General features: G+C 37.8%; 31 protein-coding genes. 11 read left to right on the forward strand and 20 right to left on the reverse strand.

Annotation, left to right across the window (positions count from 1 at the left end; genetic code table 11):
- The first annotated feature begins 486 nt into the window (after positions 1-486).
- Genes LF886_RS08400 through LF886_RS08410 form a run of 3 tightly spaced genes read left to right on the forward strand, consistent with a single transcriptional unit; the run spans position 487 to position 2703 of the window.
- Entirely contained in the window at positions 487-1053 is a 567-nt protein-coding gene (locus LF886_RS08400; protein ID WP_152290033.1) for a Crp/Fnr family transcriptional regulator, read from the forward strand.
- A 52-nt stretch (positions 1054-1105) separates the two neighbouring features.
- The gene (locus LF886_RS08405; RefSeq protein ID WP_236853685.1) at positions 1106-2128 is read left to right on the forward strand and encodes an NAD-dependent epimerase/dehydratase family protein; all 1023 of its coding nucleotides are present in this window, start codon (positions 1106-1108) and stop codon (positions 2126-2128) included.
- Entirely contained in the window at positions 2125-2703 is a 579-nt protein-coding gene (locus LF886_RS08410; RefSeq protein ID WP_236853686.1) for an NAD(P)H-dependent oxidoreductase, read from the forward strand. Before LF886_RS08405 ends, LF886_RS08410 begins: the two co-directional genes overlap by 4 nt.
- Before the next feature lie 120 nt (positions 2704-2823).
- Here LF886_RS08410 and LF886_RS08415 read toward each other — a convergent pair whose 3' ends face one another.
- The 3 genes from LF886_RS08415 to LF886_RS08425 all read right to left on the reverse strand — a co-directional run bounded on the left by LF886_RS08415 (position 2824) and on the right by LF886_RS08425 (position 5344).
- Positions 2824-3546 carry an FAD-binding oxidoreductase gene (locus LF886_RS08415; protein ID WP_236853687.1) on the reverse strand — a complete coding sequence of 241 codons (723 nt, stop codon included), beginning with the start codon at positions 3544-3546 and terminating at the stop codon, positions 2824-2826.
- A gap of 89 nt (positions 3547-3635) precedes the next feature.
- Complete coding sequence (locus LF886_RS08420) at positions 3636-4502, reverse strand: helix-turn-helix domain-containing protein (RefSeq protein WP_236853688.1); 867 nt, start codon at positions 4500-4502, stop codon at positions 3636-3638.
- 206 nt (positions 4503-4708) lie between these two features.
- The gene (locus LF886_RS08425) at positions 4709-5344 is read right to left on the reverse strand and encodes a LysE family translocator (protein ID WP_236853689.1); all 636 of its coding nucleotides are present in this window, start codon (positions 5342-5344) and stop codon (positions 4709-4711) included.
- Positions 5345-5549: 205 nt separating this feature from the next.
- On the opposite strand from LF886_RS08425, the gene LF886_RS08430 reads away from it, so the two are divergent.
- The 4 genes from LF886_RS08430 to LF886_RS08445 all read left to right on the forward strand — a co-directional run bounded on the left by LF886_RS08430 (position 5550) and on the right by LF886_RS08445 (position 8303).
- A complete protein-coding gene (locus LF886_RS08430; RefSeq protein WP_236853690.1) occupies positions 5550-6263 on the forward strand; it encodes a hypothetical protein in 714 nt (237 codons plus the stop codon).
- The gene (locus tag LF886_RS08435) at positions 6250-6894 is read left to right on the forward strand and encodes a hypothetical protein (RefSeq protein WP_236853691.1); all 645 of its coding nucleotides are present in this window, start codon (positions 6250-6252) and stop codon (positions 6892-6894) included. Before LF886_RS08430 ends, LF886_RS08435 begins: the two co-directional genes overlap by 14 nt.
- A gap of 113 nt (positions 6895-7007) precedes the next feature.
- Positions 7008-7613, forward strand: coding sequence for a sensor histidine kinase (locus tag LF886_RS08440; RefSeq protein WP_236853692.1), 606 nt, complete (start codon positions 7008-7010; stop codon positions 7611-7613).
- 9 nt (positions 7614-7622) lie between these two features.
- Positions 7623-8303 (forward strand): response regulator transcription factor, encoded by a 681-nt coding sequence (locus tag LF886_RS08445; RefSeq protein ID WP_236853693.1) that lies wholly within the window; start codon positions 7623-7625, stop codon positions 8301-8303.
- Positions 8304-8371: 68 nt separating this feature from the next.
- Here LF886_RS08445 and LF886_RS08450 read toward each other — a convergent pair whose 3' ends face one another.
- The 11 genes from LF886_RS08450 to LF886_RS08500 all read right to left on the reverse strand — a co-directional run bounded on the left by LF886_RS08450 (position 8372) and on the right by LF886_RS08500 (position 12921).
- On the reverse strand, positions 8372-8635 hold the full coding sequence (locus tag LF886_RS08450; RefSeq protein ID WP_047378387.1) for a RebB family R body protein: 264 nt from the start codon (positions 8633-8635) through the stop codon (positions 8372-8374).
- Between the two features lie 84 nt (positions 8636-8719).
- Positions 8720-8977, reverse strand: a complete 258-nt coding sequence (locus LF886_RS08455; RefSeq protein ID WP_103232200.1) for a RebB family R body protein — start codon at positions 8975-8977, stop codon at positions 8720-8722.
- Between the two features lie 84 nt (positions 8978-9061).
- Entirely contained in the window at positions 9062-9319 is a 258-nt protein-coding gene (locus LF886_RS08460) for a RebB family R body protein (protein WP_047378385.1), read from the reverse strand.
- An 81-nt stretch (positions 9320-9400) separates the two neighbouring features.
- A complete protein-coding gene (locus LF886_RS08465; protein WP_410685556.1) occupies positions 9401-9658 on the reverse strand; it encodes a RebB family R body protein in 258 nt (85 codons plus the stop codon).
- A gap of 81 nt (positions 9659-9739) precedes the next feature.
- A complete protein-coding gene (locus LF886_RS08470) occupies positions 9740-9997 on the reverse strand; it encodes a RebB family R body protein (RefSeq protein WP_047378383.1) in 258 nt (85 codons plus the stop codon).
- Between the two features lie 461 nt (positions 9998-10458).
- A complete protein-coding gene (locus LF886_RS08475; protein ID WP_236853694.1) occupies positions 10459-10686 on the reverse strand; it encodes a RebB family R body protein in 228 nt (75 codons plus the stop codon).
- Positions 10687-10704: 18 nt separating this feature from the next.
- Positions 10705-11088 carry a hypothetical protein gene (locus LF886_RS08480; protein ID WP_124533675.1) on the reverse strand — a complete coding sequence of 128 codons (384 nt, stop codon included), beginning with the start codon at positions 11086-11088 and terminating at the stop codon, positions 10705-10707.
- A gap of 30 nt (positions 11089-11118) precedes the next feature.
- Positions 11119-11949: a hypothetical protein gene (locus tag LF886_RS08485; protein ID WP_236853695.1), complete on the reverse strand. Its 831-nt coding sequence runs from the start codon at positions 11947-11949 to the stop codon at positions 11119-11121.
- Positions 11946-12134 carry a hypothetical protein gene (locus LF886_RS08490; RefSeq protein ID WP_236853696.1) on the reverse strand — a complete coding sequence of 63 codons (189 nt, stop codon included), beginning with the start codon at positions 12132-12134 and terminating at the stop codon, positions 11946-11948. The genes LF886_RS08485 and LF886_RS08490 overlap by 4 nt, the downstream gene beginning before the upstream one ends.
- A gap of 38 nt (positions 12135-12172) precedes the next feature.
- A complete protein-coding gene (locus LF886_RS08495) occupies positions 12173-12688 on the reverse strand; it encodes a hypothetical protein (protein WP_236853697.1) in 516 nt (171 codons plus the stop codon).
- Positions 12689-12705: 17 nt separating this feature from the next.
- The gene (locus LF886_RS08500) at positions 12706-12921 is read right to left on the reverse strand and encodes a RebB family R body protein (protein WP_047433885.1); all 216 of its coding nucleotides are present in this window, start codon (positions 12919-12921) and stop codon (positions 12706-12708) included.
- 423 nt (positions 12922-13344) lie between these two features.
- On the opposite strand from LF886_RS08500, the gene LF886_RS08505 reads away from it, so the two are divergent.
- The 3 genes from LF886_RS08505 (at position 13345) to LF886_RS08515 (ending at position 17070) form a co-directional block, all read left to right on the forward strand.
- A complete protein-coding gene (locus LF886_RS08505; RefSeq protein WP_236853698.1) occupies positions 13345-14799 on the forward strand; it encodes a hypothetical protein in 1455 nt (484 codons plus the stop codon).
- 117 nt (positions 14800-14916) lie between these two features.
- Positions 14917-15495, forward strand: a complete 579-nt coding sequence (locus tag LF886_RS08510) for a helix-turn-helix domain-containing protein (protein ID WP_236853699.1) — start codon at positions 14917-14919, stop codon at positions 15493-15495.
- 87 nt (positions 15496-15582) lie between these two features.
- The gene (locus tag LF886_RS08515; RefSeq protein ID WP_236853700.1) at positions 15583-17070 is read left to right on the forward strand and encodes a class A beta-lactamase-related serine hydrolase; all 1488 of its coding nucleotides are present in this window, start codon (positions 15583-15585) and stop codon (positions 17068-17070) included.
- Between the two features lie 99 nt (positions 17071-17169).
- On the opposite strand, the gene LF886_RS08520 is transcribed toward LF886_RS08515, so the two are convergent.
- The 5 genes from LF886_RS08520 to egtD form a co-directional block, all read right to left on the reverse strand.
- Positions 17170-17715, reverse strand: coding sequence for a hypothetical protein (locus LF886_RS08520; RefSeq protein WP_236853701.1), 546 nt, complete (start codon positions 17713-17715; stop codon positions 17170-17172).
- Between the two features lie 107 nt (positions 17716-17822).
- Positions 17823-19388 (reverse strand): ABC transporter permease/substrate-binding protein, encoded by a 1566-nt coding sequence (locus LF886_RS08525; protein WP_236853702.1) that lies wholly within the window; start codon positions 19386-19388, stop codon positions 17823-17825.
- On the reverse strand, positions 19385-20305 hold the full coding sequence (locus tag LF886_RS08530; RefSeq protein ID WP_236853703.1) for an ABC transporter ATP-binding protein: 921 nt from the start codon (positions 20303-20305) through the stop codon (positions 19385-19387). The genes LF886_RS08525 and LF886_RS08530 overlap by 4 nt, the downstream gene beginning before the upstream one ends.
- 10 nt (positions 20306-20315) lie before the next feature.
- The gene (egtB, locus tag LF886_RS08535) at positions 20316-21485 is read right to left on the reverse strand and encodes an ergothioneine biosynthesis protein EgtB (RefSeq protein ID WP_236853704.1); all 1170 of its coding nucleotides are present in this window, start codon (positions 21483-21485) and stop codon (positions 20316-20318) included.
- Positions 21486-21555: 70 nt separating this feature from the next.
- Entirely contained in the window at positions 21556-22539 is a 984-nt protein-coding gene (egtD, locus tag LF886_RS08540) for an L-histidine N(alpha)-methyltransferase (RefSeq protein WP_236853705.1), read from the reverse strand.
- 329 nt (positions 22540-22868) lie between these two features.
- Between egtD and LF886_RS08545 the strand changes: the two genes are divergently transcribed.
- Complete coding sequence (locus LF886_RS08545; protein ID WP_236853706.1) at positions 22869-23891, forward strand: alpha/beta fold hydrolase; 1023 nt, start codon at positions 22869-22871, stop codon at positions 23889-23891.
- A 173-nt stretch (positions 23892-24064) separates the two neighbouring features.
- Here the strand turns inward: LF886_RS08545 and LF886_RS08550 are convergent, their stop codons facing one another.
- The gene (locus LF886_RS08550) at positions 24065-25207 is read right to left on the reverse strand and encodes a 1-acyl-sn-glycerol-3-phosphate acyltransferase (RefSeq protein WP_236853707.1); all 1143 of its coding nucleotides are present in this window, start codon (positions 25205-25207) and stop codon (positions 24065-24067) included.
- Between the last annotated feature and the right edge of the window lie 44 nt (positions 25208-25251).

Below are 25251 nucleotides of genomic sequence, written 5' to 3' on the forward strand. Positions count from 1 at the left end.
TTACACAACCGTATTTTTACGGATAAAAGTTTAGGGATTACCCTGATTGATAAAAACCGGGACTGACCTATCTTTGTTACAACAAAACATCATTCATATCTTCATAAATAACTCAAGTAAATTCAAAACGGTAGATCATCTCGTCCTGAGATGATTTTTTTTGTTGTTAATTGAAATTGGCCAGACATATTTGAGTAAGTCTCAAAATTAAGCTAGCATAAAAAAAATATTTAAATTGATTTATATAAAAAAGGCAGAGAATCTATCAGGAAATCTTATTCTTAAGTATGGTAAGACATTGACAAAGTCGGATATGAATTTATATGGTTATGCATGAGCTTAGAAAGAATCAATGAAATTGATGCCGCCTTTGCCCTCTTTACATTAAGACTCTGCAAAAATTAAAACTTTGCGTTGATAAAGCATATTGCCTCCATCTTTTTATTTATTTTCGTGGTTTATTAGAATTCCCTAATGTCAAGAATGATGGTACATGATTATTTTCGAAGCTTTAATCTGTTTTCAGATGATGAAATTGAAGAGTTTTTGCAGCTTTTCGAAATCAGGAAAGTACATAAAAATGATTATTTCATACGGGAAGGCGAGCGATGCCGGGAAGTGGGGTTTATAAAATCCGGAATTTTCAGGTCTTTTTACATTTCTGATGATGGGAAAGATATGACCTATTGTTTCAGGTTTCCCAATACGATGATTGCTGCCTACTCATCATTTATTTCAGGATGTCTCAGTAAAGAAAATATGCAGGCCATCAATGACGCAGAGCTGATGATCCTGAAAAAAGAAAAGATGGATACCCTTATTCAGGATAATCTGAACTGGACCAAATTTCTGAAAATCATTGCTGAGCAGGAATATCTTGAGCTTGAAAATAGATTTTTTCAGCTTCAAAGAGACACAGCTACCCAACGATATACTGCGCTTATTAAAAACTATCCCGACTATATCCAGAAAATCCCACTGCAGTATTTATCCTCTTACCTCGGAATTACACAGCGGCATTTGAGCCGGATCAGGAAGGAGATTACTTTTTAGACATTTGTCCTGTTGATTGGAATAGGAGCGCTCTACTTTTGTCAAAAAAATTATGGAGCAAAATATTCTGATTATTGGAGGAAACGGATTGGTAGGTAAAACGATTGCAAGAATACTGCAGTCAAGAAATCCTCATATCACCATTTTTATTGGGGGAAGAAAAGGAGGTAAAACAGATAAAGATCTGAAGATTGATGTTACAGATCCCTCTTCGTTTAAAGCCATTTCTGATAAAAAAATAAATCTCATCATTCTTTCTGTGAATGATAAAGAAGATCACGTTCTTCGTTTCGCTATCGATCACAAAATAGATTATCTTGATATTACAAAACCTACCCTGGCTTTGGTAAAAGCGTATCATATTGCCGGAAAAGCAGATGTAAACAGCAGGATTGTATTCAGCTCCGGCTGGATGGGCGGGATTGTCCCTGGATTGGTGAATGTCCTTTCGGATTCAGGGGATATTAATGAAGTAAAGCTCTATGTATATTATTCGGTGAAAGATCTGGCAGGAGAGAGTTCTGCTCACTTTATGGCGGAAAATGTAGCGGTTCCTTTTGTCCATTATAAGAATGATAAACCAGTTTCTATCAGACATTTTTTAGATACAGAAAACTTTCATTTTTCCTTTGGAATAGGAAAGAGAAATGCCTATAATTTTGACGTTCCCGATCTGTATATCCTCAACAAAGTAGAAAGAATTTCTGATGTAAGTGTGAAAATGACTTATAATTCAAAATTCATTACCTGGCTGCTTGGGGCATTTCAATATGTAAGAATCTATAATATTTTATCTTTAAAGGAGAGAAAAATGATTTTTGGATCGAGCGGAAATGGAGATCAGGCTGTCTTTGAAATTGTAGTCAACAATCAGTCCGGACAAAAAAAACTGAGTTTGCAGAGTATAAAAGGTCAGGCAGAACTGACTGCTTTATCTGCGGTTCTGCATGCGGAAGAAATCTTTAGAAACCCTCATGAAAATAAGGTGTATTTCAGTCATCAGCTGCATGAGCCCTCATCATTGCTGGCACAGCTTCATGCTTATGATTCTATTAATATCAGTGTAACACAATGAAGAAAATAGCGATTATCAACGGGCATCCCAACAGAGATTCTTTCAACTTTGGAGTTGCAAAAGCGTACAGAGCGGGAGCCATAGAAACAGGAGCAGAAGTAAAAGAAATTGTCATAAAGGACTTAAATTTCAATCCTAATCTGAAGTTTGGATACCAGAAAAGAATGGAACTTGAACCAGATTTATTAAAAGCATGGGAAATCATTCAGTGGGCAGATCATCTGGTTTGGATACATCCTGTCTGGTGGGGCGGATTTCCTGCAGTGATGAAAGGATTTATAGACCGTCTTTTTTTACCGGGAATGGCTTATAAATACCGGGAAAATTCTGTATGGTGGGATAAACTTTTAAAAGGTAAAACAGCACATATTCTTACCACATTAGATCAGCCGGGATGGTATTATCGTTTGTTTTTTGGCAGACCCAGTGTGAATCAGCTTAAGAAATCGATACTTGAATACTGTGGGGTAAAACCAGTGAAAGTAACTTATATTGGAATCATCAGAAATTTTAAAGAAGAGCAGCGTGATCACTGGCTGAAAAAAGTGAAGGTATTGGGTAGGAAACAGAAATAATCCAAAAGAAATTCTTTTCAAAAAAAAAATATAATGAAAACGGTATCCGGCAATAATTTTCTTTTCTATTGTCGGACAACGTTTCATTATTTGGAGAGAAAGGTTGATATTTTTCACTTTTTACAAACCTTTTTTCCCTTCAATCCAATACGCCTGAGATTTTATACATCGTGCAGAAACTCCTTTGGCTTTAAGGAATTTTCTGATCAGAGACATCCTTTCTCCGTTTCCGGTGAGGTAAAAAATGACTTCATCATCGTAGATGGTCTCTTTTTCCTCCCGCAGAAAATCGTTGAGAGCTTCTATCATTTTCATCGTATTATTTTTAGGACAATGATAACCATATAGATTCAGTTTTTCCAAAGCAGAAGTTTCTTCCAGCTCGTGAAGGCATATAAATAACGAACCATAATCCTCCACAGCTTCTTTGATGGAAAGAGAACTTCCCAATGAAGTTTCATCCCCTACAGAAAAATGAATTTTGGCGTTGGGAATAAAGAATTGTTTTCCTCTTGGCATTAAAAGTTTTATGGAATCTCCTAAAGATAGATTGGTTATAAAATTGCTCCCGGCTGCAGTAGCATCATGAAGATGAAATAAGACATCGAAAGTCCCCATTTCCCTGTTGAAGTTGAAAGGAGAATAATTACGGAAATCCCTGTCATTAATTCTTATTCCTATTGCATAAGCAGGCTCATAAGGGACGTCCTGTAAATCTGTTTCAAAACGTATCAGGCGAAGATCGTCTGTGATTTTTTCTATATGGGTAACGGTACAGTCTTTAAATTTTGAGGACCAAACATTTTCTACAGTGTCATTGATCCATTTTGGTAGGCTTGGCATAAATTATTTTTATTGCAAAGGACGTTGCAAAATCAGAAAATACCGATAGCAGTTTCGGGGAATTGATTGGACTATTCGTGGTTGGGTTGTTATTTTTTATTTTCATCACGAAATGCCGACGGAGATTGATCTTCCAGTTTAGAAAATAAACGGCTGAAGTAGGTGTGGTCAATATATCCCAGCTCGTAGGCAACTTCTTTTATGCTCAGATCCGTAAAAACCAATAGTCTTTTGGCTTCGATTAAAATTTCCTGATGAATCCAGTGCTGTGCAGGTTTTCCTGTTGCTTCACGGACAGTTTCCGTTAAGTATCCTCTTGTAATATTTAAAATTCCAGCATATTCTGATGGACTTTTCAAGGTTTTGAATTCTTTTCGCACCAAATTTCTGAATGCTCTAGATACCTGTAAAGCACGGCTTTCGTTGGAAGCCTGAGTAATATTGTTTTGGGAATACATTAGAGCAAACATTCCCAGGAATGCATTAAGCAAAGATTGAGTTACCAGAAACCCTTCTTTAGAAGAAAGCATTTCATGAGTATAGGAGTCATGAAGTAAACCGGCTGCTGTATTTATTTTTTTGATAAGACCTTTGTCAATGGTGAGAGGCTGTATTTCAACCATCGATTCCTGGAAAAAAGAACGTACCACATCGGGTACAAGTTCTGCTTTAACGGCTACGAACCATCCACAAACCTCCTTCATCAATAATCCCTGATGTACCTGACCCGGTAATACACAGAAAATAGTAGGCCCTTTTTTTTCAATGATTTTAAAATCGACCATCATTTTCACATGTCCGCTTTCCATACAGGTAAAAATGTAATGACTGTCTCTGTGTATGCCTTTATCCAGAAGTATATCCTCAGCATCCTGAGTACGTTTATCCATCCTTTTGACATGGAATCTATGGTGGGAAATACCACTCAAATCATAAGTTGGAATTGTATGTTTCATCTTAAAGCACTATAAAAGAAGGCACAGGAAATATAATCTATCCTCTGATTAGAAGAAATACTTAATGGTAAAATTACGTATTTCCACGGTTTTACATTCGCCATATTAGTCTCAAATTTGCCGGACATATCATAACGGCCCCCTTAGATTACGTTTTTATATGAATATACATTAGAATTCGGAACAGAAAGTAACCTGTTCCGGATTTATTTTGCTTTTGAAAATGCCATTTTTATGGCTAAGTAGGTAAGTACGCTGGCCATAAACCATTTCTGAATTTTTATCCAGACCGGATTATTAGAAAAGAATAATGCCACTCTTGCAGCAGTTAATACAATGATGAAATTGATGCTGAAGCTGATCAAAACCTGAATGACTCCCAATTCCAGGCTTTGTGTGAACACAGAACCATACTCAGGTTTGATGAACTGAGGAAAAAAGGATAGGTAAAATACCGCCACTTTTGGATTTAATACATTCGTTAAAAAACCAATAGTGAAAAGCTTTTTGGGACCGTCATGAGCAACATTTTTGTCAACATCAAAGATATTCCTGCTCTTGGGTTTGACAGCCTGATAAGCAAGGTATAAAAGATATACAGTTCCCAGTGTTTTAAGAACCGTATACGCCAATGGAACCGCCAGCAAAACAGCAGTAAGACCAAAGGAAACCATGATGATATGGAATAAAAATCCGCATACGACTCCGGCTAACGAGATAAACCCAGACTTTTTCCCCTGTGTGATGGATTTTGAAATCAGATAAATCATATTGGGGCCAGGGCTGATGACTAAAATGAGTGCAGCCAGAATGAAAAATATGAGCTCGTGGAATGGAATCATGACAGTACTTATTTAAATGAGAAGGTTTCCGGTGCAAAGATACGGGGTGTTTCTGATTTAATTTTATGAAAAACAAAAGAAAAATTCATTTTTATTCAATTAAAATTCATTTTCCACTTGAATGTGATTTAAAAATAAATATCAGTCTGTTTTTTTTGTAAATTTCAACACATAAAATAATTATCATTCACAAATAAATATTATCATGACTACTGAAAACATTTTTGAAGCTATCAGAAAATGGAAAAATCTTATTGATTCTTACAAAAACGGAATTGATATGAATGGAGCAGAAATTTTGAATTATTTGAATCAGGGAACTCACTTCAGCGTTTCGGGTGAAGAAATTGAACAATGGAAAAAAAATCTTGAAATCACAGAACCGAAAATGATTCATGCCTATGTAGGGATTCATGATGGGCAGGTAAAATTTTTCCTGATTGATTCTAAAAGTGATAAAGATGCCAACTTCAGTACCATCCTTATCAAAGATTTTTTACGTGATTTTAGTGAATCAAAAATAGAAAGCAACAATGATATTTTGGTTGAGGTTCCTCCAATTACTGCAGAATCTGCCATTAACCGAAACTTTAGATGGAATATGTTTGGTACTTCGTGGCTGCAGTCTCAGAAAACAGAAGATATTTTTCAGTTGATTTCCATACCGTTTTCAGATTATGAAAATATGGGGATTACAGGAGGGCAGACGTGTATCAGTTTCTTTGGACTTACTGATGATTTAGTAAAAAAAGATTCAGATTTTCCTTATCATATAGAAATTATTACAGTGAAAAGTCTGGCGATTAATCATATGAGCGAAACCGCAGAAAATTATTCTACTCCAAGACCTCCTTTTACGATTATTGATACTCTTAATGATTATCAACTTCTGAAGCAAAGCACCAGTGTTTTCGTATAACAGTTTATCCCTGTATTTACAGATTATTATTAATCTCGTTTTATGTACAGGGCTGATTATATTGGTAAAAGAAGGAATAAGGGCAAAAATTCCTGTGATTGTGCTTCTTTCAGGAGAATTCATGCTGGAGCTGTCTGATTTGGCCGGACGGCTGATGAAATTAAATACATTCAATATCTACAATTATACATTGAGCCAGTTTTTTGGTTTGATGATTCTTACGGTGATCTATAGCAATTACTATATCCAGCTTTCCCGTGAGGTAAAATGGATGATCTATTGTTATGCCATATTAACCCTGATTACGAATGTGCTGTATGTGCAAAATGATATGCAGGTTACCTTTTATTCCAATATTATCACCAGCGTTATTATTTGTAGCTATGCGGCCTCTTATTTTATGAAAATCATCAGGGAAGGCAGGACAGATAGAGATATGTTTGTAGTGAACATCATTGTTTTCCTGTTTTTTTCTATTGAATGTCTCATATCCACTACCTTTAATTTTTTAATCAGCAACCACCTGAATTGGGTAGCCCCTATCTGGCTTTTCAGAGGCATCCTGCTATTGTCTTTTTATATTTCTTTTATTAATCTGGGATGTGGCGTTGGGAAAATCAGGATCAGATAGTTGTATGGATATGGATCGGTATTGGGCTATTTTCTTTAACAACGGTATTCATTACATTATTGGTGATTAGTTATTTAAAAAGCATCAGGAAAAACAAACAGAAGGTCTCCCGGATGGTTCGAAATACAAAAAATGAACATTGGGAGAATATGCTGCTTTTACAGGAACAGGACAGGGAACGCCTGGCAGAAGAACTTCATGATAATATCATATCACAGTTGAATCTCATCCGTCTGAATCTTAATGATAGAAATCCCGAAGAGCTTAATCGTGATTTAAAAAAATCGATGCAGCTGATACGGGAGTTGTCTCATAATCTTACACCACCTGATCTTGAAGAGATTGAGCTGGCGGATTTAATAGCAGATTATCTTGAGCAGGTCAATAAAAATGTAGAGGTGATTTTCCGGCATATTACCATACAAATACCCATCAGCAGTCCTGTAAAACTGAATCTTTTCAGAATCGTACAGGAACTGATCACCAATATCCTGAAACATGCTGAGGCGACCAGAGTGGACGTGTCCTTAAGAATATCTCTGAACTATCTGATGCTAACCATAGAAGATAACGGCCGTGGATTTATCATAGAAACCCAATCTGGAGGTATTGGTCTGAGGAATATTGAGTCGAGAGCACAAAAAATTAAAGCTATTTATAAACTTAAAACCCAGCCTGAGAAAGGCACCAAATTCATTGCCTGTATGGCAATACAATAAAAAATAAACATGGAACACTCAAAAATTAAAATCGGAATTGTAGATGATGATCTGCTGTTTGTACAGCTTTTGAAAAATTATATCGACAATAATGGCGACTATCAGGTTGTCTTGACTTCTACAGGCGGGCATCAGTTTCTCACAGAGCAGGATTCTGTGGCTTTAGATATTCTGATTCTGGATCTGAGAATGACGCACGGTGACGGTCTTGAAGTAATGGCCGAACTCGGCAAAAAAGAAACAGAAACGAAAATTATTGTTCTTTCCAGCTTCTACCGCCGTTCATTCATGGGGCAGATGCTGAAAATGGGAGCCCATGCTTTTTTACCTAAAGAAATTGAACTGGAGGAACTTTTGGCGGTCATCAAAACCGTTCATCATACCGGACATTATTTTTCTAACGATCAGATTGATGTCATGAGAACCCAGCTTTCCAATAAACTTCCGGAATTTCACGCTTTTTCCAGAAATGAGCTCACCGAAAGAGAAATAGATGTTTTACGACTGGTCTGCCAGCAGCTGAGCACCAAGGAAATTGCAGATTCTCTTTTCATTTCACCCAAAACGGTAGAAACGCATAAGACGAATCTTATGATCAAGACGGGAGTGAAAAATATGGCGGGACTTGTTATTTATGCCGTGCAAAATAAGGTGATAGACCCTAACGAAATTGTATTATTTGATAAATAGTTTTTACCCAAAAAAGAATCAGGGAGCACATGACTGTACTCCCTGATAACAAGAAATCTAAAAATACACTATAATTTAGGATTCAATACTTTAGCAATAGAAACTGCATCCGCTACAGTGTCCAGGCTATAGATCTGCAGAATACCCTGAGTAGTTGCTGCCTGACCTAGAATGTTTTGTTGGTTTTGTGCATTCACTGCATTTTCAAACATGATTCCTGTAGAATGTGCAGCAGATTGATATACGTTACTTAAAGCCATTGCAGGAGATTCTGCTACTACTTTTACGTTCGACTGCGTTACTGCGTCTGTGATTTGTTCGTTTACTGGCATAATGATTATTGTTTATTGGGTTAAAGGTTAACCGGATTTTCCGGTGGTTTGGATAATAGTTTTAAAGAGGTCCGCAAAAGTGGATTACGGATTAAGAATTTTAGCCATAGAAACAGCATCTGCAATGGTATCCAGACTGTAGATCTGTGCGATACCCTGTGTAGTAGCTGCCTGAGTGACAACATTCTGTTGGTTTTGTGCGCTCACCGCATTTTCAAACATGATTCCTGTGGAATGGGCTGCTGTCTGATATACGTTGCTTAAAGCTACTGCAGGAGATTCTGCAACTACCTTTACGTTCGACTGTGTTACTGCGTCTGTGATTTGTTCGTTAACTGGCATAATGATTATTGTTTATTGGGGTTAAAAAACAACCGGAAAATCCGGTTGTTCGGAAAATGGAATTCAGCTGTTCACAAAAATGGATTATGGATTAAGGATTTTAGCCATAGAAACAGCATCAGCAATGGTATCCAGACTGTAGATCTGAGTGATACCCTGTGTAGTAGCTGCCTGAGAGACAATATTCTGTTGGTTTTGTGTATTCACTGCATTTTCAAACATGATTCCTGTAGAATGTGCAGCAGATTGATACACGTTAGCTAAAGCCATTGCAGGAGATTCTGCTACTACTTTTACGTTTGATTGTGTTACTGCGTCTGTGATTTTTTCGTTTACTGGCATAATGATTATTGTTTATTGGGGTTAAAATAACCGGTTGTTCCGGCTCTAAAATGGGTTGTATTCTGCGGTATGCAAAATGGATTAAGGTTTAAGAATTTTAGCAATTGAGATGGCATCCGCTATGGTATCCTTACTGTAGATTTGAGAGACTCCTTGCGTAGTGGCTGCTTGTGTAACGATGTTGTGCTGATTTTGGTTGTTCATTGCATTTTCAAACATGATTCCCGTAGAATGTGCAGCAGATTGGTACACGTTAGCTATAGCCATTGCAGGAGACTCTGCTACTACCTTTACATTAGACTGTGTTACTGCATCTGTGATTTGTTCGTTAACTGGCATAATGATTATTGTTTATTTAGGTTAAAAAACGACCGGATTTTCCGGCTGAGAGAATGACTTTTTCTCAAAAAAGTGTAAAAACTATGGCTTAAGAATCTTAGCGATAGAAACCGCATCTGCTACCGTATCCAGGCTGTAGATCTGCAGAATACCCTGAGTGGTAGCTGCCTGACCTAAAATGTTCTGCTGGTTTTGTGCATTTACTGCATTTTCAAACATGATTCCTGTAGAATGTGCAGCAGATTGGTACACGTTGGCTAGAGCCATTGCAGGAGATTCTCCTACTACTTTCACGTTAGACTGCGTTACTGCGTCTGTGATTTGTTCATTAACTGGCATAATTGTAATTGTTTTTTTTGAGATCTGATCTCGGTTAATAATTATTGAGGTAAACTAGTTTTATGTTCTATCTTTTAAACTCACCACAGATCCTCCAGATGAATAGATTTCAAAGGCATTGGTATTGACAGGTTATGAATAAATTAGACTTGAAGGGTGGCTCTGAATACAATGGTTGAAACCCTATCTGTAAAATCTGCGCGAGTTTAAAGCATATTTTTTTGGTAAAAGGATGCGGTTTCTATTTTAATATATGTCTTAAAAATAAATTCCTGCTGCAGGCATGCCGGCAATGTCGGATTCCTTTGGGCTAAATATGGATTCTGAATAATTGCTTTTGTCCATTGACGGCATCTGAAAGAAAGTGCAAATAAATGTTGACCTGATTGTATTATATTGAGGGCACCAGCTTTCATCTTTGCAGGGAAATAAACCGCATCCGTAGTTTTTAGAGACTTAGATTAAAAACGTTCTTTTTTAATGGTCTCGAGCTGCTTGAGCTTTATATTTTTTGGACTCATCTTTTTTACGCCCATGACATAACTGCTGATCCCGTTCATGGCGTTCCGTTGTTGATTCAACGCAGAATTGATCTGCATCTGTCCGGTAGAATGGGCGCTTACCTGTGTGGAAATAGCCTGAGGTACAGCGGTAGACATTCCTGTAATGATTACATTAATTTCGTCCATATATTGATTTTTATATTTTTAAGGTCGGATATTGCCAAATCGGGCATTCAGTTTATTCATTCGGTCCATGATTTTGAGTTCCTTCTCTTTTACCTTTGCTGATGACGCTTCCTGAAGCTTTTTCAGCTGCTCTTCATAGTTCATCACAGGGGTTTCAGGAGGAGCTTGTGTGGCAATCTGAGTCTGGGCAGATTCCTGCTGTTTTACGGCTTCTTCCAGCTTTTCCAGGAGAGGAGCAAGCGACTTCATAGTCTCTTTGACAGCTTTATCTCTGATATAGCTGATAATTTCATCTTCATGTCTTAACACAAAAGGCATGATTTCTTTTTCTACCATTTCTGGTTCCGTCACGGGTACCGGAGTTTGGGGAACGGGAGCTTTTTTGCGGATTCTTCTGCGCATACATCTTGTTTTAGAATACGATACAACGTACTACAGCAGATAATTAATAAATGCAGACGCAGATTTCCAGTCCCGGTTGAGATCTTTAACCACGTTATATCCCGTAATCTCCAAAGCGATACATGCTGAGATAGCGCTGGCAGACAGCATTTCTTTTAACTGGTGTGGAGGAAGAGTGAGGATATAATCATCCGGAATGATAAGCGATTTGCTACCGGATGGAGGGGTTTCATTCACTACAATACTCAGGATTTCCTGAAAATAATGAGCAATCAGCTTGGAAGCCTGAAATTCCAGCTCCCTTTTTAATGCAACTATTTCGTCTTGGGTTACCAGTTCAGAAATGGCACTTACATCCACATCATGTACAGAATATTGTGCCTCACCGGTATCTGAGGGAGTGATCGTAATATCCGTCTTCAGCGTCCATTTTGATTTTTCAAGATTAATTGTAAGAAGCTTTGAGTCGTAATCAGGGACGGCAACTTCGTTCAGGGAAGTAAGAGGCAGGATTCTTACATTACAGTAAAAGACCTTTGGATCATCCAGCTTGACCATAATCACGGCAATTCCCGTGGATTTATCTTTAGGCTCTACCACAAAAGACTGAAAATGATTGTATCGTTTGCCCCCTCTGTTGAGACAGTTAACCAATCTTATGGTAGGCTGAATATTAATATCAGAGGTCTGAAGATTAAACACAAAACGCTCTGAATTGTGATCCGTTTTTTTAGGTTCTGCACTTTTGGTGTCAAGATAATTGATTTCACTGTTTTTGATCAGATAAAGTCGTTCATTTAAATCATTTAAACTTTCCAGATTTAAAATTTTGGCGGGTTTGGTTACTGAGGAATAATTCATCTCTTATTTATTTTAATTTTTTCAATGAGTTGGGCTATTATTGTTTTTTTCTTTGGATTTTCTTCAGATTCTTCCGAAGAAATGACTGCTTCTTTAATTTCTGGTTTTACGAGTGGCTGTGTCAGTTTTACTGATTTTAATACTAATTTTCCCCCATGATCAGCCGTGATAAAGCTTTTTCTCATACCTTCCTTTTCTGATGAGACTTCTTCCGAAACCGGATCTACTCGTTTTTTTTTTCAGGATCTTCAGTCTCAGGGATTACTTCCGTATAGGATGGGGGAGAAGGAAGGGCTTCTGAGACAGGAAGCGTGTTGACATTATAAATAGTATTGGAAATCTTAGCCTTTACTTCAGCATATTCACTTACCATTTTGAATAAGTCTTTCATCATTTCATTTCCTTTTCCTGCATCCTGACCCTGAAGATTCTCGGCCATCTGAACAGAAGTTTCTTTACTGCCTGGAGCCGGTCCGAAAGTGGTTCCATAGGTCAGTAGATTATTGGCCAGTCTGCTTAATGCGATAAGACCTACCTGCTCAAATCCTTTTAAAAAAGACTGTAAATCCTGAACCATCATTCCTGTAGACTGTTCTATCATTACTTTCGTTACTCCGGTCATTGGAGAACCCTTAGGGGGAGCCAGTACCTCACTATTCACAAATACTACAGCTTTCTCCGCCGGAGTGGTAGCATTTGCTGCCTGGGATTGTTGGGTTTCACTGTTGTTTTCACTCATGATTGTAAGGTTTTAGATTATCCTTTTAAAATTTTAATGGCATCTGCAACAATCGCAGGGTTGAGCTGGTTCAAGTTCTGCTGGTTTGTCACAGAATTCTGAATGGAAATTCCACTGGCATGCGTGGCCATCTGGTAAAGCATACTCATAGCCTGTGCGGGAGACTCACCAAGTACGGTAACGTTAGTCTGCGTTACTGCATCTGTAGTCTGGGTGTTTACTGTATCTGCCATATTCTGGTTTTAATGGGTTACTATTATTTTTATTTTCAAGCCTCTTTTTTCAAAGACTTTTCTTTCAACTCAACCTTACTATTATTTTTTGATTAAGTCTTCACTGTGAGATTGTTGATCTCTTTTGTCTGATACAAATTTCATCAAACAGAATAAATCTTTATTAAGGGAAAAAACTGATTTTTAAAAAATAAGGGAATTCTCTCATGAGTGAAATTTTGAAACAATGAGTTTTGTTTTAGAATAATAAAAGCCAGAAATAATTCATGAGCTTACTGAATTAAATACATGAATACACAAATACATCATCTGTGAATACGGGTAAACCCCTAGTTTCTGAAAATGGGTGCATCCCCTCTATACCAGCCGCCGCTTTACCTTGAAATTTGTCTGATAACCTATTCTAACATTTAAAATCATTATATGAATAACCAGAACAACACAGATTCGGAAACAGTAATTCCCTTTATAATAGTGCAGCCGGGATACGCCACAGGAGACATGTTTGCTATTGCTGCAACATTGATAAACAATGAAAGATACCATGTACTAATATCTACAACAGTTGATAAAGATGGAAATGTGAAAGATCCGTATGATAACAGCAAATCAATTATAGAATTCTACAGGAACTCCGGAATAGATGAAAGCAGGATACATACTCTTGATGTGGAAGAAGTGAGAAGCCCCGGGCTGGCAAGTAAATTGAAAAAAGAAGCTATCCGCCTTTTAAAACCCTATGGGATATCAACAGGAGAAATAATCAAAAATCATTATAAACCTGTAGGAGAGGGAACCCAGTACATCGCTAAAAATTTTTCTGAGGCGATGAGGAATCAATTAAAAGATGCATGGGAAATCAACGGAAGCCAGAATGATGCGATAAAAATATGGCTGGAAGAACAAGGCATACCCACAAGTGGAAATAATCTACTGATTTTATGGTCCCGTTTCAGCGGAAAGGGAGGTGATATTCATATAGAACACGACACCAGTTATTGGGGAATCAAGCAGATTGTACACAGAGTGGCCGACATGTATGATGCCGTTATCATTACCGGAGATAAAGGATATCTGAAAGAAAGAGCCAAGAAATATGATGAAACGGCAAATGAGATTAATGGTGGGTCTCAGCCCAAAAAAGTATTCAATATTACAGAATTTTGGAAAGGTGACTCTCCTGCACTGGAAGCATGGGGAGGAAACACCCGTTTGGGGCAGTTTAAGCTGTATGATTATTTTCAGGAACACTTTAAGAATGTAAAACATCTTGGATTCAGAAGCGGTAATCTGGAAGTAATGGCCATGCTGGGATATCAGGTTCGCTATATGGAAGAAAAAGGAAGTGAAAGTGGTGGCAGAATGACCACATGGTTTGATAGCGGGCATGGTGAAACAGCGCTAGGAGGTAAAGCAACAGGATATGAGCGGCTTGTATTAGCAGAACCTCCTACAAGATCCGGTAAATATATTCAATATCAGATCCAGGAAATAAACAGAGAAACCCAGGAAAGAAAAGAACCCTTAGAACAAAAAATTAAAGGATTGGAAAACAGTATGGAAACTACTGATATTCAAATTATTAAAGATCTTAAAAAAGATGTAAAAAAAATAGACGATGAGGGCGAGGCCCAAAAGAAAAGATATGCAGGCCCTGAAATGGCACCTTCCCGTAAAGATAAAATTTCTCCGACTCCTATATCTAAAAAAGAAAAAGAAAATTTTACAGAAGGATTTAGCGAATTTGATATGAAGATTATTCTCAGTTATTTACAACCCTCAGACTGGGTAGAAAGAGAAACAGGATATCAACGCTATATCTCTCAACGAGATAAAAGCTATGAAAGACTATTGGAGAGCTCTGAAAAGACTTATTAAAATAAACATACTTATACTCCAAAGAAACAGCATTTTGTATCCGTACAGAATGCTGTTTTATTTTATTACTATTAAAAAATGTAAATTAGCTGAAGAAAATTAATTGAAAGGCATACTATGTCCAAGCTAAAAGCCATAAGAGAACAAAAAAATCTGACCCAGGAAGAATTATCAGAAAAATCAAGGATTTCTGTAAGAACCATTCAAAGGATAGAAGCTGGGACAGAACCGAAAGGGTATACCCTCAAAACTCTTGCGCAGGCTTTGGAGATAGAAGAATCTGTATTGCTGCAGGACACCCCTCAGGAAATTCCGGAAGCAGATGAGGTGGAAATAAAAGTAGAAGAAGAGCCAATTCCAATTCCTGTCAACTACTCTTATATTAAAATCATTAACCTTTCCTCATTATTATTTACCCTTTTACCCCCTCTGAATATTTTTGTTCCATTGCTGCTGATGTTTACCATGAAACAGCGAAATAGTCTCGTAAGACAAATCATTTCCGTTCAGATAATATGGACGATAATGGCACCTATTGTATTCATGCTCGGAATCTTTTTAAAGCCGGGACCAAAGCTTACATTAGTGCTTATGATCATCATTATCCTGTCTAATATATTTGTTATTCTTCGTAATGCTGCAGAAATAGACCGTTATAAAAAATTATATTACAAGTTGAATTTCAATATGATATAAATCTCGCCAGAGCTTTGTCGGGTTTTTGTCGGGTTCATTTTTATTTGAAAAATGAAATGAAATTGAATCTTTGTCAAAAAAATAATAATGACAAAAACGGCACAGTTTATCCTTCCCTTTTTTATTCTGCTCTTTAGTACAATTCATGCACAGACAGAAAAAACAGATCCTCTTTATAGAACAATTATGTCGAAAGACAGTCTGCTTTTTTCAGTCGCTTACAACACCTGCAACATCGGGCTGATGGAAAGCATGGTAAGCGACCGGTTTGAATTTTATCACGATAAAGGTGGCTTTGAGGATAAAAATAAATTTATAATTGATTTTAAAAACGGATTGTGTAAATCTCCGGAAACCTATCAGCTTAAGAGAGTCTTGGTTGCAAAAAGCACTGAGATTTATCCCATGTATAAAGATGGAAAAATCTATGCTGCCATTCAGAATGGAGATCATCTGTTCTATGAAAAGGCAGGAAGTCAAACTGAGAAATTAGTAGGAGAAGCAAAGTTTACACATCTGTGGGTGCTGGAAAATGCTGAGTGGAAACTTAAGAATTCATTGAGCTTTAATCACCATCCAAAACAAACTACCGATAGTGAAACCATGTTTGATAACGACCAGTCGATGCAAAGCTGGTTGAAAGAAAATAATATTCCTACCCTGGGATTAGGAATTATTGAAGGAGGAAAATTACAGAAAGTAAAAGTTTTTGGAGACTATAAAAAAGGAGTTTCAGCTCCCCAAAATGCCTATTTTAATGTCGCATCGCTCACCAAACCTGTTACAGCAATGGTCGCCTTACGTCTTGTAAGTTCTGGACAGTGGAAATTGGATGAACCTTTAGATGCCTATTGGACAGATCCTGATGTCATCAACGACCCAAGACATAAAAAATTGACAACCAGGATTGTTCTGAGCCATCAGACCGGTTTTCCCAACTGGAGATGGATGAATGCTGACAAAAAACTGAACTTTCAGTTTGATCCCGGCACAAAATATCAATATTCAGGAGAAGGTTTTGAATACCTTCGTAAAGGCCTCGAAAAGAAATTTGGAAAGCCATTGGAACAGCTTGCCAAAGAGCTTATCTTTCAACCCCTCAACATGAGTGACACCAACTATATTTGGGATCAGAATACGGATGAGTCAAGATTTGTGACAGGATACAATGAAAAGGGAAATCCTTATCCAATAGAAAAAATTAAAACAGCTAATGCTGCTGATGATCTGCATACCACGATAGAAGATTACAGAAACTTTATGGTCAGCGTTATGAAGGGGAAAAACCTAAAACCTGAAATATTCCGGGAAATGATCAAAAAACAGGTGAAAATCAAAGAAAATAAGTATTTCGGATTAGGTCTTGAAATCTATGATCTTGGAAATGGTGAATATGCCTTATCCCATGGCGGATCGGATCAGGGTACAAGATGTATTGCCATTGTATTACCCAATTCAGGAAAAGGGATTGTGATATTTACCAATGTAGATGACGGTTACAAAGTCTATGAAAAACTGGTTCTTCATTACCTGGGAGAGCAGGGAAAGAAAATAGTTGATATTGAACAGAAATAAGGATCTAAATAGATAATTCTGCGAAATATTTTTTAAAAGCAAAATCCCCGTTCTTATTAATTGTAAGAAACAGGGATTTTTTTTATTGATTTTTAAAATCTATTTTACTTTTTCCAGCAGATAGAGTTTAGCTCCGGAAAATGCCAGTTTAGGCATCAGGTTTCCTTCCAGAATCATCGTTTTACTGTTGGCATCAACCACCGAAATATAATTATTAGAATTGTATTCTATATAATTCTCCTTTTCCTTAGTGGCAGGATTTTTTCCAAACTCTAAAGAATATTTTACCCAATCTTCATCTTGTGAACTGCAGTGCACCGGTTTGAATTTAGACTTTTTAGCTTTGAAAATAATCTGATCAAAACCTTCTGCGCATTCTGAAGTAAATGAACCATCGGGATTCTGATCCTTTGAGAAATCCTCAAAAGAACCGCGATAAACACCTACCACTTTCCAGGTGCCATCCAGACGGTCTTCATCAATTTTTCCCTTTGCTTTGCTTACTGCCCAGCTGATTCCGTTTACAGTACCTTTTACCGCTTTATAGCTTAAGCTGACTGCTCCGGATACCACTTTTGTAGCCGTTCTTACCACACAGGAATTGAGAACAAGAACAGCCGAAGCCAGGAATATCATTTTTTTCATATTGCCAAGTTTTTTATCTCCTGCGAAGATAGTATTTTAAAAAAAATCTTAAGCTATTTTACAATCAATGGAAAGAAATTAGAAAAATAAGAATACCAATACAGTCTTTACTTCCCGTTAAAATACCTTTTAAGGTCAGATATACTTTTGATATGAAGCTCTTCAGCCTGTTTTCTTCGCATCATCAGCGCATAAGCATTATTAAATCCTAAAGGCTGCAACCATCGAATTCCATATTGCTTTTCAAACTCTGAATTCACATATCTGTAGGTTTTATCAGGACTTTGGGAAACATTGCTGATCATCTCTTTCGTAGGTTGTAAAAGGACCAGAAGCCCGGTTCCTGTATATTCAGGATAAAAATCAATGGCGTCATTTGTTAAAGCATCAAAACAGATTTTGGTCCCGCCCAAACCTGTTTTTGTTTCTACTTTATAATCTGTATAGCCTTCAATAAGCATTTTATACATCTCTGCGAGAATATATTGTTCACCAAAGATCTTTGAACCAATCCGAACCGTCCCTGAATTTCCCTTTCGCGGACTTTTATACAGATTATTTCTGATTAAAAAATCCTTCGCAATCTTTTCCGGGGTCTGATTGAGGTGATCAGATCTATAATTCAAATCGGTCATGATAGAATCATTGAACTTTCCAGCTAATAGGTTTAAGGTCTTTTCCAGCTCCGGAAATTTTTTCAGTGTTTTGGTTTTAATAATAGGAGCCGCAAAATAGGGTGGGAATATCTTCTTATCATCATTCAATACATATAGATCAAAAGCTTTGATTCTGCCGTCTGTAGAGTATCCACTGATCAGATCAAGCTCCTTTTCATAGGCTGCTTTATACATGATAGCATCACTTACCACAAGCGGATGTACGTTGAGTCCATATACAGAACGCAATCCAAGGTCACCATCCTGCCTTCCCATAAACTCCGGGGTAAAACCAGCCTTGATCGTACGATTTGAAACAGAAGTCAGTAGATAACCTATTCCTAGAATAATAAAGAGGATGGGAAGTATATATTTCAGTTTTTGAAAGAATTGATATCCCGATTTTTGTATCATGGCAATGGTTTGATCCAATACAACAGCAAGTAATGCTGCCGGAATAGCTCCTGCCAAAATCATATTGGTATTATTAAGGGAAATACCCCCGAAGATAAATTCTCCCAAACCGCCTGCTGCAACAAAAGAGGCCAAGGTAGCAACTCCCACATTAATAACAGCTGCGGTTCTTATTCCTGCAACGATGACCGGCATCGCCAAAGGAAGTTTTACCTTAAAAAGAAGCTGGCTCCTGTTCATTCCCATTGCTTTGGCTGCCTCAATAACTGCCGGATCTACCCCTGTAATTCCGGTATAGGTATTTCGGATAATGGGAAGAAGTGCATAGATCAGTAAAGCTGCAATCGCTGGTTTTGGACCAATACCAAAAACAGGAATCATAAATCCCAGCAATGCTATACTCGGAATGGTCTGTAAAATCCCAGCAATACCCAGTACGGGACTGGAAAGTTTCTTTTTTCTGGCAATCAGGATTCCTAAAGGGACTCCAACAATAATAGCCAGAAGCAGGGACAGGAAAGTAAGCCCAAGGTGTTGAATAACCTGGGTGATCAGCTTTTCCTGCTGTTCAAAAATAAATTCCCAAAGACTCTGCTGCGTCATACAATCTGTGATTTTCTATAATGATTAAACGCTCTGATCAGCTCCTCATATACCTCAACATTTTGATGACCGGAGCTTAATTGTTGTAAAACATCCCATACGCTTGTATTATCGATGTTTTCTAGCTCATGATATGATGTTTCAGGACTAAGGAAGGGACTGATATGTTGTAAAGTTGCTACTTTATATTCTAATAAAAGCCGGTTTTCAGCAAAGAAATCACGGACAAAATGGTTGGAAGGATGGTAAAGGATTTCTTTGGGAGTGCCGGTCTGTACAATTTTCCCCTGATCCATGAGGCATATCCGATGTCCCAGATCAAATGCTTCCTGTACATCATGCGTAACCAATACAATCGTTTTGTTTTTAAGATCCTCCAGGGATTTAAATTCTGAATGAATATCAGCCTTGGTAATATTATCCAAAGCCCCGAAAGGTTCGTCCATCAGTAACACCGGGCTGTCTGCAATCAAAGCTCTTGCAATACCCACCCGCTGCTGCTGTCCGCCGCTTAGCTCATGGGGAAATCGGGAAAGGACCTCTTCAGAAAGATGAAGTTTAGCCAACAGCTCATGAGTTCTTCTTTCCGTTTTCTTTTTGTCCCATTTCAGCAGTTCCGGAACTACCGCAATATTCTGTTGAATGGTATAGTGAGGAAATAAACCGGAATGCTGCATTACAAAACCAATTCCCATCCGCAGTTCCTCGGCTTTCTGATCACGGATATTCTTACCATCAATGAAAATATTCCCCGCATCTGCTTCTATGAGACGGTTGATCATCTTAAGGGTGGTTGTTTTCCCACATCCGCTGGTTCCCAAAAGAACAAGGATCTCCTGATCAAATGCCTGAAAAGAAATATGATCTACTGCCTTTTTTCCATTAAAACTCTTAGATATTGATTCTACTTTGATCATCGGTGAAAAATTACTGAGCAAGCCTGATTCCTGTGAACTGCCATTTCAAATGGGTTTGAAAAAAATTACGGTACGTATTTCTGCTGTGCCCCGGAGGAGTAGCTTCTGAAGCACCTCGTAAAACCGTTTGATTGACCATAAATTTTCCATTATATTCGCCTACAGCCCCTGCTTCTTTTTTAAAATGAGGATAGGGCAGATACGCAGAATTCGTCCATTCCCAACGGCTTCCCCAATCAAAATGATGAGAAGCTGCTTCCCATTCTGCTTCAGTAGGGAGACGCATTCTTTTCCATGATGCAAAAGCAGATGCTTCGTAGAAATTAATATGGCACACCGGGGCATTGGGATCTATTTCCTGTAATCCGTTTAAGGTATAATTCATCCATTGACCTTCAATATAATGCCAGTATAGCGGAGATTTTGCAGAATTTTGTTTCACCCAGTCCCATCCTTCCGCATGCCAGTGTTTGAAATCTGAATATCCACCTGCTTCCATAAATTCTAAATATTCACCGTTGGTTACCAGTTGATTGGCGATTTCAAAGTCTGTAAGATATACTTTGTGTCTTCCTAATTCATTATCAAAACAGAATCCTTCTCCTTCAAAACCAATTTCATAGATTCCTTCCGAAAATCTGAGCATTTGCAGATCCGCGGAACCATATTGTTGAGGCTTTTCTTTTGTATAAGAAGGGAAGAGTGGGTTGTGTCCTAGAATATATTTGATATCAGTGATTAATAATTCCTGATGCTGCTGTTCATGATTAAGACCTAGCTCCAAAAGTGGTTCTATAGATTCTTTCATAAACGAGCTTTGAAGAAAAGCCTTCATCTGCTCATCTACATATTTTCTATAGAGATACACGTCTGAAACCGAAGGACGGCTGAGGTTTCCGCGGTCGGTCCGGATCACTCGCGCTCCGATGGTCTCATAGTAACTGTTAAAAACAAAATTATATTGAGGATCAAAAACCTCGTATTGGGGGAAATTTGGCATTAAAATAAAAGTTTCAAAAAACCAGGTGGTATGACCAAGATGCCATTTCGGAGGGCTTACATCTACAATAGGCTGTACTACATAATCTTCGATTTCCAGTGGAGCGCAGATTTCTTCAGAACGTCTGCGGATATCCACATATTTTTTCACGATATCTTTTGTGGGGATCTCTGGTGTCATATCTTTTTGTTTTTAGTGCTTGATGTTCATTTTTTCACTCTTGCAGATGTGATGCATTGCAAGGGTTCATTTATTTTACCTGCCAGACAGTATCTACAAACCATTTTTTAGAATCTTTGATCTCTCCGGTGATGGTAAAACCTGATTTTTCGCCCAATTCTTTAATCTTTTCAGCAGAGAATTTCTGTGAAATTTCCATATCAATAAGTTCATTTTCTTCAAATGAAATCCGGGTATCATCAATAGTCACCTGCTGCCTGATAAGGCTTACCAGAAAACTTTTGCAGGCTCCGGTGATGGGATCATAAGTCTGATAATGCTGAAATTGCTCAAGATTAAAATCTCCACCCAGTTCGTTGTTGATGCGGGTCAGAAGATTAAGATTAAAAGAAGCAGTGATCCCTTCTTTATCATTATAGGCACTCAAAATAGTGTGGGGATTCTTTTTAAGGTCAAATCCTATCAACACGCGGTCTTTTGAAGATAGATTGGTATTCAGATGCAGACAGAAATCTTCAGCTTCTTCCGGAGTCATATTTCCGATATTGCTTCCTAAAAACAAGACTACTTTTCTTCGGTCAGATAATGAGGCTGCTTTTTGAAGCATCTCAAAATAATCACCTTCCAAACAGGTGATTTTCATTTCCGGAAACTGACCGCTTAGTTTTTTATGGAGAATCGAAAGAATATTTCCCGAAATATCAATCGGCATATAAGTGAAATCAACTCCATTTTTGATCAACTGTTCCAGTAAATAGGTAGATTTCATAGCGTCACCCGCTCCCAGTTCAATCAAGTCAAAAGATTCGTTCTCAGGAATGAGGAGACGGGTAAGTTCATCCGTTTTATTTTTAAAAATATCCAGCTCGCAACGGGTCAGATAATAGTCAGGCATAGCCATGATTTTCTGGAAAAGGTGATCACCGATTTTATCGTAAAAGTATTTTGAAGATAATTTTTTAGGAGTATGCTGCAGTCCATTCAGAACGTCCAAACGGAAATGATCAACAGACTCTTTTTCAGTCTTAGAATGTGGATCTAACTGTAAATTCATAAGCCTTATTTTGTGTGGTTTTTGTAAAGGGGTGCAATTATCCTGCCTTTCATAACATTCAATTCCTTTGCCTTTTATCTAATTAAATATAAACAATTTTACTTTTAATAGAATGATTTTCAAAATGTTTTTACAAGATGTGGTATTTTTTTATCCATCAGAAATCTTATCAGTTGATCGTAAAAGCTGAGAAAGAAGAGTCGGGAAGCTATTGTCTGGTTTAACGCCGGAAAATCAGTATTCCCCCTTCAATATGACCAGTTTAAAGTATTTACCCTTATTTCTATCTCTGTTTTACAATAGTTTTACCATTACAAAACATCACTATTATGAATACTACATTGAATTTCAGTAAAAAAATACAATTCATTTTATCCTTCGCTATTTTTATGGGAATGGGATTGTTATCTCTAAAAGCGCAGGAAAATACAGCTGTAAGATCAGCTTTCCAGAATACAAAGAAAATCAGAGCCGGACTGTTGGAGGTAGGGTATGCAGAAATAGGACCTGAAAACGGAAAACCCGTCATCCTTCTTCATGGATGGCCCTATGATATCCATAGTTTTGAAGAATCCTCTGCTATCCTTGCTGGAAAAGGTTACCGTGTTTTGGTTCCTTATTTAAGAGGCTATGGAACAACTACTTTTGTATCTCCGGATACAAAACGCAACGGTCAGCAGAGTGCTGTTGCATTGGATATTATTGCTTTTATGGATGCCCTGAAAATTGATAAAGCGATCATTGGCGGATTTGACTGGGGAGCCAGAACAGCGGATATCATGGCAGCATTGTGGCCAGAACGCTGCTCCGGACTGGTGGCGGTAAGCGGATATTTAATAGGAAGTCCAAAGGCCAATGAAAAACCTCTCTCACCCAATGCTGAATTTTTATGGTGGTATCAGTATTACTTTTCAACTGAAAGAGGATATAAAGGGTATAAAGCCAATACAGAAGCATTTAATAAATTAATATGGAAAACTGCCTCGCCAAAATGGGCTTTTGATGACCAGACCTATGAACGTTCTGCCGCAGCATTCAATAATCCAGATCATGTTGATATTGTGATCCACAATTACCGTTGGCGCCTGGGATTGGCTAAAGGAGAAAAACAATATGATATGCTTGAAGCCAAACTGGCAAAATCTCCGGCTATTACAGTCCCAACAGTTACCCTGGAAGGCGATGCAAACGGAGCGGCGTTTCCTGCCCCGGAAAATTATGCTTCCAAATATACAGGCAAATATGCACATCATACGCTGACGGGTGGGATTGGACACAATTTGCCACAGGAAACTCCAAAAGCATTTGTAGATGCGATCATAGAAGTGGATTCTATGTCACAGAACCAATAAAAACCTGCCGGATGTAAAGTATAGTAACATCTTTATTAGAATAATGATCTGATTTAGGGCAAAAAGCGTCTAAGGATTTAGCCAGTTTACAAAATTTCCTGCCTGTACCCTCAATAAAAGCAAAAACCACTACTCAACAGCAGTGGTTTTTTATTAATAGTATATTGTAATACTTACTTCTGGAAACCTTCTTCCAATTTCAGCTTATTTATCAAAGGATTTGCATACATCGCTAAGAAATACTCTCTCGAAACGGGTTCAGAGGGATCAATACGCATTTCAAGTCTGCGGACAAACAATTGTTTTTCCTGTTCAGTATATTCAGAGGCGTAGATATTGGTGTTGTGAAGGAGATCGTAAGCGATGTACTTCGTTGGCCAAAGTTTATAATTACTGATGATTGAACGATCAATAACCTGTGAAATGGCTTGCAGTTGTTTGTTTTTATTATCAATGGTGTTTGCAATATCATCCAGTTCCGTATTAATGACATCACCGGCATGCAGATGAATGCGTTTCTTTTGCCCAAGAATTCCACTTAATATATTGGTAAAATCTTCATTTTTGCCTTTGATATATTCCTCATCCCTGTGCTGTGCCAGCAGTTGAGGCATCTTTAAGGAATCTGTAGGATCATACTCATAAGATATGGAGATCGGAACAATCTTTAATGTTTTAAAATAATCCGTCAACGACTGGTCTCCGGCTGCCATAGCAAGCATTTTCAAAACGCCCTGCTGGGTAGAATCGTTACCGTCTTTTGTACGGCCTTCACGCTGGGCAATCCATACCGAGCGGTTTTCGTGATGCAACAGCTCGTCAATATATTCAGACATGGTCTGTGAACTTTTAAGCTGTTCACGAAGTGACAATCCTCTTTGTACTAAAAAGTTACGGTTCAGCTTAGCCAGTACATTCAAAAACTTTTTACGGACAAGGTTATCACCAATAGCCGAAGCGGTCATAATATAGCCACCTTCCAGCAATACCAGATTAAGCAGTGAAGTATCCAGAACAATATCCCTGTGGTTCGAGATGAAGAGGTAAGAGGTATTTTTATCCAGCTTATCGAAGCCAGAAGTTGTTAAACCCTCAGAACTTTTCGCAAGGATCTGACGAACCGCATAGGCTACAAACTGATGCTGAAAATCACTTATGGAATGAACTTTTTTAAACTGTTCAAGCCAAACCTGCTCATCTGCACCAGGAAAAGTAAAATTCATAAATGCCTTCATCATGGGATCATGGGCAATACTCCCTAATCTTTCATTCACTTCCTGATCAGAAAAATACCGGATTTCATCAAACTTCGACATGCAATTATTCAAAAATTAAAACTTTTTGCAAAAGAACGAAAATT

The sequence above is a fragment of the Chryseobacterium sp. MEBOG07 genome (genome assembly GCF_021869745.1).
GTDB lineage: Bacteria > Bacteroidota > Bacteroidia > Flavobacteriales > Weeksellaceae > Chryseobacterium > Chryseobacterium viscerum.